The sequence below is a fragment of the Serratia sp. G204Y genome (assembly GCF_051172435.1).
In the GTDB taxonomy this organism is placed as follows: Bacteria; Pseudomonadota; Gammaproteobacteria; order Enterobacterales; family Enterobacteriaceae; genus Serratia; species Serratia sarumanii.
Genome location: NZ_JBPIZA010000001.1, coordinates 405124 through 417508 on the forward strand (window position 1 = coordinate 405124; position 12385 = coordinate 417508).

Here is a 12385-nt window from a genome sequence, read left to right on the forward strand (position 1 = left end):
AACGCCATGTCGCAATCCGTGATCCACGGCGGGCTGGACGTTAAACGCAGCCTGCTGGACGCCGTCTTGGCCGGGCTGATCGCCCTGATCGTGTTCGGGCCGATCGTCGGCATCGTGCTGAACGGCTACAGCTTTAACTTCGAACCGCACCGGCTGGTGTGGATTATCGTCGCGGTGATGGCCGGGCGGCTGCTGCTGAGCCTGTTCCTGCAAACCGCGCCGGGGCGCAGGGTGCTGGCGCGCTTCGACGGCGGCAACGACGGCGTTTACGTGCGGCCGCTGGGCTATAAATCCAACCTGCGCTGGCTCCTGCCGCTGATGGCGGCGATCGCGCTGCTGTTCCCGTTCGTCGCCACCAAATACCTGCTGACGGTGGCGATCCTCGGCCTGATCTACGTGCTGCTCGGCCTGGGGCTGAATATCGTGGTCGGGCTGGCGGGGCTGCTCGATCTGGGATACGTGGCGTTTTACGCCATCGGCGCCTACGGGCTGGCGCTGGGCTATCAGTACCTCGGGCTGGGCTTCTGGGCGATGCTGCCGCTGGGGGCGCTGATGGCGGCGCTGGCCGGCGCGCTGCTGGGCTTTCCGGTGCTGCGCATGCACGGCGACTACCTGGCGATCGTCACGCTGGGGTTTGGGGAGATCATCCGGCTGGTGCTGAACAACTGGATGTCGCTCACCGGCGGGCCGAACGGCGTCTCGGTGCCGGCGCCGACGGTGTTCGGCCTGGAGTTCGGCCGGCGCGCCAAAGACGGCGGGGTGCCGATCCACGAGTTTCTCGGCATCGATTACAACCCCAACCTCAAGTTCATTTTCATCTACGCGGTGCTGTTTTTGGTGGTGCTGCTGGTGCTGTACATCAAGCACCGGCTGACGCGCATGCCGATCGGCCGCGCCTGGGAGGCGCTGCGCGAGGATGAGATCGCCTGCCGCTCTCTCGGGCTCAATCACGTGCTGGTGAAGCTGTCGGCCTTTATGCTGGGCGCCTCCACCGCCGGGCTGGCGGGGGTGTTTTTCGCCACCTATCAGGGCTTCGTCAACCCGACCTCGTTCACCTTCTTCGAGTCGGCGCTGATCCTGGCGATCGTGGTGCTGGGCGGCATGGGCTCCACCCTCGGCGTGGTGCTGGCGGCCTTCGTGCTGACGGTGGCGCCGGAGCTGCTGCGCAGCTTCGCCGAATACCGGGTGCTGCTGTTCGGCGTGCTGATGGTGGCGATGATGATCTGGCGGCCGCGCGGGCTGGTGCGCATCAGCCGCGCCAGCTTCGCCGAGCGCAAGGGGGTGGCGCCATGAGCGACGCCATTTTGCGGGTGGAGCACCTGATGATGCGCTTTGGCGGCATCAAGGCGCTGAACGACGTCAATCTGGAGGTGGAGCGCGGCTCCATCACCGCCCTGATTGGCCCCAACGGCGCCGGCAAGACCACGGTATTCAACTGCCTGACCGGCTTTTACCGCGCCAGCGGCGGCGCGATCCTGCTCAATACCCACAAGCGGCCGACCGACGTGATCCAGGTGCTGGGGCAGAAGTTCCGCGCCGGCGACTGGATACGCCCGAAGCGGCTTGGCTCGCGTCTCTATTACAAGATGTTCGGCGGCACCCACCTGGTCAACCGCGCCGGGCTGGCGCGCACTTTCCAGAATATCCGCCTGTTCCGCGAAATGTCGGTGGTGGAGAACCTGCTGGTGGCGCAGCACATGCAGAGCAACCGCAACCTGATCGCCGGGGTGCTGAATACGCCGGGCTACCGCCGGGCGGAGAGCGCCGCGCTGGATCACGCCTTCTACTGGCTGGAGGTGGTGGATCTGGTGGACTGCGCCAACCGGCTGGCTGGGGAGATGTCCTACGGCCAGCAGCGGCGGCTGGAGATCGCGCGCGCCATGTGCACTGCGCCGGAGATGATCTGTCTCGACGAACCGGCCGCCGGGCTGAACCCGGTGGAAACGGCCACGCTGAGCCGCATCATCCGTTTCCTGCGCCAGCATCACGGCATCACGGTGCTGCTGATCGAGCATGACATGGGCATGGTGATGGAGATCTCCGATCGGGTGATCGTGCTCGATCACGGCGACGTGATCGCCCGCGGCACGCCGCAGGAGATCCAGCACAACGAGGCGGTGATCGCCGCCTACCTGGGCGCGGACGAAGAGGAGCTGGCGGGATGAGCGAAGCGATGCTGGAATTTCGCGAAGTGGACGTGTTTTACGGGCCGATCCAGGCGCTGCGCAAGGTGTCGCTGCAGGTCAACGCCGGGGAGACGGTGGCGCTGATCGGCGCCAACGGCGCGGGCAAATCCACGCTGTTGATGTCTATCTTCGGCCAGCCGCGCATCGCCGGTGGGCAGATCCTGTTTGGCGGCGAGGACATCAGCCGCCGCTCCACGCACTACGTGGCGGCCGGCGGCATCGCGCAAGCGCCGGAAGGGCGGCGCATCTTTCCGGACATGAGCGTGGAGGAGAACCTGCTGATGGGCACCATCACCGTCGGCAACCGCTATCTGGCGGAGGATCTGCAGCGCATGTTCGAGCTGTTTCCGCGCCTCAAGGAACGGCGCAACCAGCGAGCGATGACCCTGTCCGGCGGCGAGCAGCAGATGCTGGCGATCGCCCGCGCGCTGATGAGCCGGCCGAAGCTGCTGCTGTTGGACGAGCCGAGCCTGGGGCTGGCGCCGATCGTGGTGCGGCAGATCTTCGGCGTGCTGCGCGAGCTGACCCGCAGCGGCATGACGCTGTTTCTGGTGGAGCAGAACGCCAACCACGCGCTGAAGCTGTCCGATCGCGGCTATGTGATGGTCAACGGCCAGATCCGCCTCACCGGCAGCGGCCAGGAGCTGTTGAACGATCCGGAGGTGAGAAAGGCCTATCTGGGCGGCGGCTGAGCGCCGCCCTTTGGGCAGGGAGGCCCGCAATCATCTCTCGGTGGCGTGACGTTCTTGATCATCGTAGTGCGAGCGGGCCGCCCTGAAGGCATCGGCGGAGGCGATAATCCACGACCAGAGCGGCAGCATGTTGAGCAGCATCTCTTCCCCCGCGTCGGTGATGGTGTAAACCACGCGGGGCAGCTTTTCCTGATAATCGCAGCGCGATATCAACCCGTCCCGCTCGAGATGGCGCAGCGTCCGCGTCAGCATTCTCTGCGTCACGCCCGCTAATTGGCGGCCTATTTCGCCGTGGCGCAGCGGCCCGTGGGTGCCCAGGATATGCAATACCCCCAGCGACCAACGGTTGCCCGCATGCGCGAGGACCTCACGCTTCAACCCTTCATCGTCGTCGCTCAATTCTTCACAGAACGCCTGCGAAAATTGCAACAGCGCTTCCCGATCGCTCGTCATATTCATCTCCAGTATCACGCGTGTACCTAATTGAACCCGTTTTTGTCAGCTGTCAGGATGACGCAGTGTCAAGACAGGAGGCAAGAATGAAATCCACAAATCCATCCATCAATACCGTGCTCATACTCGGCGCCGGTGAACTGGGGCTGCCGGTATTGCGCGCGATGAGCCGGCAGGCCCGGTTACACCACGCTTTAAAAATCAGCGTGCTCCTCCGGCCGGAGGCCGCTCGCGCCGTCACCGGCCCGCATCGGGCGCGGCGGGATGCGCTGGCGCGGCTCGGTATCGCTGTAGTGGAAGGCGATCTGCAGCAAAACAGCGTGGATGAGCTGAGCGCGCTGCTGCGTTGCTTTGACGCGGTGATCAACTGCAGCGGCTTTGTCGGCGGGGCGGGCACGCAGATAAAGATCACCTGGGCCGTTTTGCAGGCGGGCGTGGTGCGTTACTTCCCGTGGCAGTTCGGCGTGGACTACGATGTTGTCGGCACAGGCAGCGGGCAACAGGTGTGGGATGAACAGCTCGAAGTGCGCCATCTGCTGCGTGCGCAGAAGGCGACGGAGTGGGTGATTGTTTCCACGGGTATTTTCACCAGCTACCTGTTTGACTCGGGTTTTGGCGTGGTGGATGCGGCAACCAAAACGGTGCGCGCGCTGGGCGACTGGGGCTACGCGGTGACGCTGACCACCCCCGAGGACATTGGCCGGCTGACGGCCGCGATTTTTTTCCATCGGCCCGCGTTTCGCAACCAGGTGGTCTATATCGCCGGGGACACGCTGACCTACCGCGAGCTTGCCGATGTCATGCAGGCGCACTGGGGCGTAGAGGTCAACAGAGTCCTGTTGGACAAAGAGCGGCTGCAGGAGGAGGTGCGGAACCATCCGCGTGACGTCGGCGCCAAATACCGGCTGGCTTTCGCCCGGCCCGACGGCGTGGCCTGGGATAAGGCGAAAACCTTCAATGCGCGCCAGGGCATAGCCACCACCACCACCGAGCAGTGGCTGGCGCAGCAATGCCCGACCTCTCAGGACGGTTAAGCGCCTGAGCGCCGCAGTCAGAACTGTTTCTGCATCCAGCGCACGTTCAGCCGCACCAGGGCGATGATGGCGCTGGAGAGCAGCCGCAGCCCGCCGGGCATGTCGCGGCGGCGGATGTCCAGCAGCAGCACGGTGCGCACCTGCGGGCTGTCGTTCCACACTTCGTGTTCGAAGGTGTCGTCCCACAGCATGAACTCCCCCTCGTGCAGCCGGTATTCGCGGCCGTCCACTTTCAGCACCGCCGCCGGCGCGCCGTCGGCGCGTTTGGGCATGTCCAGCACCAGATAGCCGCGCAGAATGCCGCGAAACGGTCCGCGGTGGGGCGGCACCTGCTTGCCGGGCGCCAGGAAAGAGAGCGAGGCGGACAGCACGTCCGGCGACGAGGAGATCAGCGCCGCCAGCGTCGGGCAGCGCGCCAGGTTGCGGGCGATCGGCTGGCCGTAGGCCTTCATGATGAACATGCGCCAGTCGCGCGCGTCGTTAGCGGAGATCGACTCCTGTTGGATCATGATCTCGTGAAAACGGGGAATATTGTGCAGATCGTGGGCGACGGTCAGCGCCTCTTCGCGGATCTGCCGCCATTGGGCGGTGAAACGGTCGGCGTCGGGGAACAGCGCGGCGCTGTCGAGCACCGGCTTGCCCTGAATGCGGCGATCGTAAACATTGCGCAATGCGAGCACGGACCAATCATAAATTGCGGACATAATGACCTCGCCTCAGAAAACGCCAAATGGACACTGCGCGCGGTTCTTCGGCGCGGCGCGTCGTCTGCGGCGGCCGGAGGGGAAGAGCGGCAGGAAAAATTGGTACGCTTCAAGAGATTAGCACAGCATTTGTGCAACCGTGTGTCTGCGAATGTGTCGAAATGCGGCGAAAAAAACCACACAATTAAAGTGTGACGCGTATCGCATTTAGCGGGCCGGTTGGTTAAAATATCGCTACTTGCCCGCACCTGTCCGGATTTTGTTTACCATGGAACACGCTCCCGTTTCGCGCTCAACCGCCTGGTTGCGCGTGGTTATCCTCGCCGTCTCGGCCTTTATCTTCAACACCACCGAATTTATTCCGGTCGGGCTGTTGAGCGACATTGCCGCCAGCTTCTCGATGCAAACCGAACAGGTCGGCCTGATCATCACCATCTACGCCTGGATCGTCGCCGCCGCCTCGTTAGCGTGCATGCTGCTGACCAGCAAAATCGAGCGCCGCAAGCTGCTGATCGGCGTGTTCATGCTGTTTATCGCCAGCCACGTGCTGACCGCCGTGGCCTGGAACTTCACCACGCTGGTCATCTCGCGCGCCGGCGTGGCGCTGGCGCACTCGGTGTTCTGGTCGATCACCGCTTCGCTGGCGATCCGCGTGGCGCCGCCGGGCAAGAAAGCCCAGGCGTTGAGCCTGCTGGCGGGCGGCACCGCGCTGGCGATGGTGCTCGGGCTGCCGCTCGGGCGGGTGGTGGGGCAGCTGCTCGGCTGGCGCATGACCTTTATCGGCATCGCGGTGTGCGCCACCCTGGCGCTGGTGCTGCTGTGGCGCCTGCTGCCGGTGCTGAAAAGCGAGCACTCCGGTTCGCTGGCCAGCGTGCCGCTGCTGTTCAAACGCCCGGCGCTGCTGGCGCTGTACATGCTGACCGTCATCGTGGTGACGGCGCACTTCACCGCCTACAGCTACATCGAGCCGTTTATCCAGACCGTGGCCGGGCTGTCGGAGAACTTCACCACGCTGATGCTGCTGCTGTTCGGCGCCGCCGGCATCGTCGGCAGCCTGCTGTTCAGCCGCTACAGCGAGCGTTTTCCTTCCGGCTTCTTTATCGGCGCCATCACGCTGCTGGCCTTGAGCCTGCTGCTGCTGTTGCCGGCCGCCGGCAGTGAAAGCCACCTGACGGTGCTGTGCATCTTCTGGGGCATGGCGATCATGGCCATCGGCCTGTCGATGCAGGCCAAAGTGCTGAGCCTGGCGCCGGACGCCACCGACGTGGCGATGGCGATCTTCTCCGGCCTGTACAACTTCGGCATCGGCAGCGGCGCGCTGCTGGGCAACCAGGTAAGCCTGCATCTGGGCATGGGCAACATCGGCTTCGTCGCCGCGCCGCTGGCACTGATCGCCCTCGGCTGGTGCCTGCTGAGCTTCTACCGCAGCGAACGGCTGCAGCAGCACCCCAGCCGTTAAGCCACCGATTCGGGATGCCGCTGCGGCATCCCGCGTTGCATTTTCCTGCTATAAAACAGGCTGCTGCAGCGTTTTATGCTTAACTTTTTTTCATAGTCTGCTAATTAAAAATTTAACTCCGACGCCGCTTCGCTAGCATAGAAAGTCATCAAAAATGTTAATGCGAGGTTAATGGTGAGTGACTCTGTAGCGGCGTCGCCGATCCATGCGCGGGATTTGGCGGCCAGAATCGACGCCTTGCCCGCGTCGGCCGGCCTGTGGCGCTTTATTATTCTGCTGTCGCTGGGCGGCTTTTTCGAACTCTACGATCTTTTCCAGACCGGTTATATCAGCACCGGCCTTATCGCCGACGGCATTTTCCACACCGGCGCGCAGGGCGTCTTCGGCGTATCGGACCAGGCGGCCTTCGCCTCCGCCACCTTTCTTGGCCTGTTCGTCGGCGCCAGCCTGCTGAGCCCGTACGCCGATCGCTTCGGCCGCCGCGCCACCTTTATGTTCGCCCTGATCTGGTATGGCGCCTTCTCGCTGCTGCTGGCGTTTCAACAGCAGGCGGAGTGGGTGATCTTTCTGCGCTTTCTGGTGGGCGTCGGGCTCGGCATCGAGCTGGTGACCATCGATACCTACCTGACGGAATGGGTGCCCGCGCATCTGCGCACTCGGGCTTTCGCCTTCGCGTTCTTCGTGCAGTTCCTGTCGGTGCCGGCGGTGGCGCTGATGTCCTGGTGGCTGGTGCCGCAGACGATTTGGGGCCTGAGCGGCTGGCGCTACGTAGTGATCGCCGGCGCGCTGGCCTCACTGGTGATCTGGCTGGTGCGCAAAGGGCTGCCGGAGTCGCCGCGCTGGCTGGTGCAGCAGCGGCGCTATGCGCAGGCCCGGCAGGTGATGCGGGATATGGAACGGCGCTGCGGCGTGACGGCTACGGACTTTCCGTCGCGCCCGGTGGACGATGCCGAGGGGGCACCGCTGCGCGGCCGCTTTCGCGACATCTGGGCGCCGCAGTATCGCGATCGCACGCTGATGCTGGTGGTGATGAACTTCTTTCAGGCCATCGGCTTCTTCGGCTTCGGCAACTGGTTGCCGGCGCTGCTGTCGGGCAAGGGCGCATCGGTCACCCACAGCCTGCTGTACGCTTTCTTCATCACGCTGGCCTACCCGCTGGGCTCGCTGCTGTGCAGCTTCTACGCTGACAAGATGGAGAATAAGTGGCAGATCGTGTTGTCTTGCCTGGTGACGGTGGTCTTCGGCTCGCTGTTCGCGCTGCAGAACAACCCGCTGTGGCTGATCCTGTGCGGTTTCTTCATCACCTGGTCCAACGCCTGGCTGACCTACAGCTACCACTCGTATCAATCCGAGATCTTCCCGACCCACATCCGCGCCCGCGCCGTCGGTTTCTGCTACTCCTTCAGCCGGCTGTCGACGGTGTTCAGCAGCATCATCATCGGCATTATCCTGCAGTACGGCGGCTCGCTGGGGGTGATCGCGTTTATCGTCGCCAGCATGCTGATCGTGATGCTGGTGATCGGGCTGTTCGGCCCGAAAACGCGCGGCATCGATCTGGAAAACATCTGACGTTTTGCGCCGGCGGCGACGCCGGCCTCTTCAGCAAAAAAACTCGCGATCATGCGAAAATTATTCCGTTATCACTGCCTTTGCGCCTGCCGTACTGTTACCCGGTACAAAATCCAATTCAATACCGAGCGGGGAACACGTCATGAGCATCCTCACCGCGCCCGATGGCGCGCGCATTTTCTATAAGGATTGGGGCCGCGGCCAGCCGATCCTGTTCTCCCACGGTTGGCCGCTGTCCGCCGATGCCTGGGACAACCAGCTGCTGTTTTTCGGCCAGAGCGGATTCCGGGTGATCGCCCACGATCGCCGCGGCCACGGCCGTTCGGATCAGACCTGGCACGGCAACGACATCAACCAATACGCCGACGATCTGGCTCTGCTGATCGAAACGCTGGATCTGCGCGATCTGATCCTGGTCGGCCACGCCATCGGCGGCGGCGAAGTGGCGCGCTACATCGGCCGCCACGGCAGCGATCGGGTGGCGAAGGTGGTGCTGGTGGGCGCCGTGCCGCCGCTGATGCTGCAAACGCCGGTCAACCCGGAAGGCGCACCGATGGCGGCCTTCGACGGCATTCGCAGCGGCGTGGCGGGCAACCGCTCGCAGTTCTTCAAAGATCTGGCGGTGCCGTTCTACGGTCTCCACTGCGACGAGGTGGAGAGCAATGCGGGGCTGATCGACCACTTCTGGCTGATGGGCATGCAGGGCGGCATGAAAGGGCAGTACGACGGCGTGAGCGCGTTCTCCGAAGTGGACTTCACCGCCGATCTGCTGGCGATCGACAGGCCGACGCTGCTGGTACATGGCGACGCCGATCGGATCGTGCCGATCGGCGCCTCGGCGCTGAAAGCCGCTAAGCTTATGCAACAGGCGGAGCTGAACGTTTACGCCGGCGGCGCTCACGGCTTGGCGCAGGTCGATCCCGATCGCTTCAACGCCGATCTGCTGGCCTTTATCCAGAATTCGCCGTTCTAAGGGGGCGCGATGAACCTGACTGCTATCGCCGCCCGCTGCGCGCAGCGGCTGCATGCGCCCGCGGTGCGCTGGCTGCTGCTGCTCGCCATTTGCGCCGCCTACATTCAGGGCGGATTGGTCAAGGCGCTGAACGTCGAAGGCGCCATCGCCGAGATGACCCATTTCGGTCTGCAGCCGGCGGCGCTGTTCGCCGTGCTGGTGACGCTGCTGGAACTGGCGGCGTCGGTGCTGATCCTGAGCGGCTTTTACCGCTGGCTCGGCGCGTTGGCGCTGGCCGGTTTTACCCTGATGGCGACGCTGATGGCCAATCCGTTCTGGCAGTTCGACGGGGCGGAACGCGGCCAGATGATGAACGGATTTTTTGAACACCTCGGGCTGGCCGGCGCGCTGTTGCTGGTGGCATTTAACGATTTGAAGGAGCGAACGGATGGCTGAACAGACGGACAACAAGGCGGCGGCGGGCGGCTTCGCGCCGCTGAAAATCCCCTTATTTGCGGTGCTGTGGGGCGCCACGGTGCTAGGCAACGTCGGCAGCTTTATGCGCGACGTCGCCAGCTCGTGGCTGATTACCGATCTGTCGAGCAACCCTTCGGCGGTGGCGCTGATGCAGACCGCCGCCACGCTGCCGGTGTTCCTGCTGGCGATCCCGGCCGGGGTACTGTCGGACATCCTCGATCGGCGGCGCTTTCTGATCTTCGTGCAAATTCTGCTGGCCTGCGTCAGCGGCAGCCTGTTGCTGCTGTCGCAGACCGGCGCGCTGACGGTGGAATACCTGCTGGCGCTGACCTTCGTCGGCGGCATCGGCGCGGCACTGATGGGGCCGACCTGGCAGGCGATCGTGCCGGAGCTGGTGCCGCGCACCGAGCTGAAAAACGCCGTGGCGCTGAATTCGCTGGGCATCAACATCGCCCGCTCCATCGGCCCGGCGGCCGGCGGCCTGCTGCTGGCCAGCTTCGGCGCTGGCGCGGCCTACGGCGCGGACGTGATGAGCTATGTGCTGGTGATCGCGGCGCTGCTGTGGTGGAAGCGGCCGAAGGCCGAGGACAGCGGCCTGTCGGAACATTTCTTCGGCGCTTTCCGCGCCGGGCTGCGCTATGCCCGTTCCAGCCGTGAGCTGCACGTGGTGCTGCTGCGGGCGGCGGTGTTCTTCGCCTTCTCCAGCTCGGTCTGGGCGCTGCTGCCGCTGGTGGCGCGCCGCATGCTGGGCGGCAGCGCCGGTTTTTACGGCGTTCTGCTGGGGGCGGTAGGCGCCGGGGCGATCCTCGGGGCGATCGCGCTGCCGCGCCTGCGCCAGCGGCTGAATGCCGACGGGCTGGTGTTGCTGGCGGCGGTGCTGACCGCCGTGGTGATGGCGGCCCTGTCACTGGCGCCGCCGCAGTGGCTGGCGGTGGTGCTGCTGTTGGTGCTGGGCGCCGGCTGGATTATTGCGCTGACCACGCTCAACGGCGCGGCGCAGGGCGTTCTGCCCAACTGGGTGCGCGGCCGCGGCCTGGCCATCTACCTGATGGTGTTCAACGGCGCGATGGCGGCAGGCAGCCTGTTGTGGGGGCTGGTGGCGCAGGAGCTGGGCGTGGCCGCCACGCTGCTGGTCGGCGGCGTCGGCCTGTTGGCGGCGGGGCTGCTGTTCCACCGCCTGCGTCTGCCGACCGGCGAAGCCGATCTGCAGCCGTCGAACCATTGGCCGGAGCCGTTGGTCAACACGCCGGTTGAGAACGATCGCGGCCCGGTGATGATTCAGGTGGAGTACCGCATCCGCGAGCAGGATCGGCCGCAGTTCTTGCGCACGCTGCTGATGCTGGAGCGGGCGCGTCGCCGCGACGGCGCTTACGCCTGGGGCATTACCGAGCACACCGGCGATCCGGAATGCATCATGGAGTGGTTCTTGGTGGAGTCCTGGGCAGAGCACCTGCGGCAGCACCAGCGGGTGTCGCACGCCGACGCCGATCTGCAGCAGGAGGCGCTGCGCTTCCACATCGGGCCGGAGAAACCGGTGGTGCATCACTTCCTGTCGCTCGACCGGCATCAGGTGAAGCATTAACTGCGCGGCCAGGCGGTGAGAAGGTGCTATGCTTTTGGTCGGTTCGGCGGCGCGGCCGCCGTAAGACGAATGTAGTCAGCACAGGGAGACACATTGATGACGGCACCTTCTGCTTTTGCCCGCGAGCTTGGGCTGCGCTATCCGATCGTTCAGGGGCCGATGAACGGCGCGTCGCCGCCGGCGTTGGCGGTGGCGGTGAGCAACGCCGGGGCGCTGGGCTCGTGCGCGGCGGCGCTGTTTTCACCGGCGGTGATCCTCGAACGCGTGCAGCAGATCCGCGCGCAGACCGCCGCGCCGTTCAACATCAATCTGTTTCTGCTCGATGAGCAGCACCCGGATCTTGCCGAGCTTAAGCGCGCCCAGCACCTGCTGCGGCCGTTCCGCGAAGCGCTGGGGCTGAGCGAGCCGCCGATCCCCACCCAATTCGCCGAAAACAACCGTGACCAGATCGCGGCCTTGCTGGAGGCGGCGCCGCCGGTGGCCAGCTTCACCTTCGGCGTGCTGCCGCGCGCCACGGTCACGCAGTTCAAGAAAGCCGGGTCGCGGGTGATCGGCACCGCCACCACGGTGGCGGAAGCCCGCGCCTGGGAAGAGGCGGGCGCCGACTTCGTTTGCGTCTCGGGCGCGGAGGCGGGCGGCCACCGCCCGACCTTCCTCGGCGACATCGAGCAATCCTGCGTCGGCCTGATGGCCCTGCTGCCGCAGGTGGTGGCGGCGGTGAAGATCCCGGTGATCGCCGCGGGCGGTATCATGAACGGGCGCGGCATCGCGGCTGCGCAATTGCTGGGCGCGCAGGCGGCGCAGCTGGGCACCGCGTTCCTGTGCAGCCCGGAGTCGGGCATCGCCGAAGCCTGGCGGGCGGCGCTGAGCAACGCCGGCGATGACAGCACGCGCCTGACGCGCGCCTTCAGCGGCCGCCCGGCGCGCGGTATCGTCAATGATTTCATGCGGCAGATGCGCGCGGAAGAGGCGCAGATCCTGCCTTATCCGGTGCAGAACGCGCTCACCGGCGATATCCGCCAGGCGGCGGCCAAGGCCGGGCGCGGAGAGTTTATGTCGCTGTGGGCCGGGCAGGGCGTGGGCCTGGCGCGGCCGATGCCGGCGGCGGAGCTGGTCGCCACCCTGGCGGCGGAGCTGGAAGCGGTGTGAGCTCGTCTGCGCGATTTGGGGGGAGCAACGGAGCCAAAACCGTTGTTTTCTGCCCCAGGGCTGGACTGAAAACCAATCTGGCGTGGAATTAGCCATCAACGAAAACGTCCAACAAACTCTCGTTTGTT

12 protein-coding genes are annotated in these 12385 nt (G+C 65.0%); 10 read left to right on the forward strand and 2 right to left on the reverse strand.

The features are described 5' to 3' along the window. Positions 1–6 precede the first annotated feature (6 nt). The 3 genes from livM to ACSBQQ_RS02025 are packed head-to-tail and all read left to right on the forward strand — an operon-like array spanning position 7 to position 2878. Positions 7–1293 (forward strand): high-affinity branched-chain amino acid ABC transporter permease LivM, encoded by a 1287-nt coding sequence (livM, locus tag ACSBQQ_RS02015; protein WP_033647953.1) that lies wholly within the window; start codon positions 7–9, stop codon positions 1291–1293. Beyond that, positions 1290–2165, forward strand: coding sequence for an ABC transporter ATP-binding protein (locus tag ACSBQQ_RS02020; protein ID WP_033635209.1), 876 nt, complete (start codon positions 1290–1292; stop codon positions 2163–2165). Before livM ends, ACSBQQ_RS02020 begins: the two co-directional genes overlap by 4 nt. Beyond that, positions 2162–2878, forward strand: a complete 717-nt coding sequence (locus tag ACSBQQ_RS02025; protein WP_033647952.1) for an ABC transporter ATP-binding protein — start codon at positions 2162–2164, stop codon at positions 2876–2878. Before ACSBQQ_RS02020 ends, ACSBQQ_RS02025 begins: the two co-directional genes overlap by 4 nt. 30 nt (positions 2879–2908) lie before the next feature. Here the strand turns inward: ACSBQQ_RS02025 and ACSBQQ_RS02030 are convergent, their stop codons facing one another. Continuing rightward, complete coding sequence (locus ACSBQQ_RS02030) at positions 2909–3331, reverse strand: winged helix-turn-helix transcriptional regulator (RefSeq protein WP_048321785.1); 423 nt, start codon at positions 3329–3331, stop codon at positions 2909–2911. An 86-nt stretch (positions 3332–3417) separates the two neighbouring features. Here ACSBQQ_RS02030 and ACSBQQ_RS02035 point away from each other — a divergent pair, with 86 nt between their 5' ends. Beyond that, positions 3418–4365 carry an aromatic alcohol reductase gene (locus ACSBQQ_RS02035; RefSeq protein ID WP_060427759.1) on the forward strand — a complete coding sequence of 316 codons (948 nt, stop codon included), beginning with the start codon at positions 3418–3420 and terminating at the stop codon, positions 4363–4365. A 17-nt stretch (positions 4366–4382) separates the two neighbouring features. On the opposite strand, the gene ACSBQQ_RS02040 is transcribed toward ACSBQQ_RS02035, so the two are convergent. Then, positions 4383–5069, reverse strand: a complete 687-nt coding sequence (locus ACSBQQ_RS02040; RefSeq protein WP_049211376.1) for an aspartyl/asparaginyl beta-hydroxylase domain-containing protein — start codon at positions 5067–5069, stop codon at positions 4383–4385. A gap of 268 nt (positions 5070–5337) precedes the next feature. Between ACSBQQ_RS02040 and ACSBQQ_RS02045 the strand changes: the two genes are divergently transcribed. The 6 genes from ACSBQQ_RS02045 to ACSBQQ_RS02070 all read left to right on the forward strand — a co-directional run bounded on the left by ACSBQQ_RS02045 (position 5338) and on the right by ACSBQQ_RS02070 (position 12257). Further along, on the forward strand, positions 5338–6528 hold the full coding sequence (locus ACSBQQ_RS02045) for a sugar transporter (protein ID WP_033635206.1): 1191 nt from the start codon (positions 5338–5340) through the stop codon (positions 6526–6528). A gap of 171 nt (positions 6529–6699) precedes the next feature. Continuing rightward, positions 6700–8097 (forward strand): MFS transporter, encoded by a 1398-nt coding sequence (locus tag ACSBQQ_RS02050; RefSeq protein WP_080281287.1) that lies wholly within the window; start codon positions 6700–6702, stop codon positions 8095–8097. A 142-nt stretch (positions 8098–8239) separates the two neighbouring features. Further along, positions 8240–9070, forward strand: a complete 831-nt coding sequence (locus ACSBQQ_RS02055; RefSeq protein WP_033654943.1) for an alpha/beta fold hydrolase — start codon at positions 8240–8242, stop codon at positions 9068–9070. Between the two features lie 9 nt (positions 9071–9079). Continuing rightward, positions 9080–9505, forward strand: a complete 426-nt coding sequence (locus tag ACSBQQ_RS02060; protein ID WP_049211374.1) for a DoxX family protein — start codon at positions 9080–9082, stop codon at positions 9503–9505. Beyond that, the gene (locus ACSBQQ_RS02065; RefSeq protein WP_049211372.1) at positions 9498–11108 is read left to right on the forward strand and encodes an MFS transporter; all 1611 of its coding nucleotides are present in this window, start codon (positions 9498–9500) and stop codon (positions 11106–11108) included. The genes ACSBQQ_RS02060 and ACSBQQ_RS02065 overlap by 8 nt, the downstream gene beginning before the upstream one ends. Positions 11109–11204: 96 nt before the next feature. Further along, the gene (locus tag ACSBQQ_RS02070; protein WP_049233593.1) at positions 11205–12257 is read left to right on the forward strand and encodes an NAD(P)H-dependent flavin oxidoreductase; all 1053 of its coding nucleotides are present in this window, start codon (positions 11205–11207) and stop codon (positions 12255–12257) included. Positions 12258–12385: the final 128 nt, after the last annotated feature.

Coding starts and splice junctions, on each gene's coding strand:
- livM (WP_033647953.1), top strand. CDS start 7: ATGTCGCAATCCGTGATCCACGGCGGGCTGGACGTTAAACGCAGCCTG.
- ACSBQQ_RS02020 (WP_033635209.1), top strand. CDS start 1,290: ATGAGCGACGCCATTTTGCGGGTGGAGCACCTGATGATGCGCTTTGGC.
- ACSBQQ_RS02025 (WP_033647952.1), top strand. CDS start 2,162: ATGAGCGAAGCGATGCTGGAATTTCGCGAAGTGGACGTGTTTTACGGG.
- ACSBQQ_RS02030 (WP_048321785.1), bottom strand. CDS start 3,331: ATGACGAGCGATCGGGAAGCGCTGTTGCAATTTTCGCAGGCGTTCTGT.
- ACSBQQ_RS02035 (WP_060427759.1), top strand. CDS start 3,418: ATGAAATCCACAAATCCATCCATCAATACCGTGCTCATACTCGGCGCC.
- ACSBQQ_RS02040 (WP_049211376.1), bottom strand. CDS start 5,069: ATGTCCGCAATTTATGATTGGTCCGTGCTCGCATTGCGCAATGTTTAC.
- ACSBQQ_RS02045 (WP_033635206.1), top strand. CDS start 5,338: ATGGAACACGCTCCCGTTTCGCGCTCAACCGCCTGGTTGCGCGTGGTT.
- ACSBQQ_RS02050 (WP_080281287.1), top strand. CDS start 6,700: ATGGTGAGTGACTCTGTAGCGGCGTCGCCGATCCATGCGCGGGATTTG.
- ACSBQQ_RS02055 (WP_033654943.1), top strand. CDS start 8,240: ATGAGCATCCTCACCGCGCCCGATGGCGCGCGCATTTTCTATAAGGAT.
- ACSBQQ_RS02060 (WP_049211374.1), top strand. CDS start 9,080: ATGAACCTGACTGCTATCGCCGCCCGCTGCGCGCAGCGGCTGCATGCG.
- ACSBQQ_RS02065 (WP_049211372.1), top strand. CDS start 9,498: ATGGCTGAACAGACGGACAACAAGGCGGCGGCGGGCGGCTTCGCGCCG.
- ACSBQQ_RS02070 (WP_049233593.1), top strand. CDS start 11,205: ATGACGGCACCTTCTGCTTTTGCCCGCGAGCTTGGGCTGCGCTATCCG.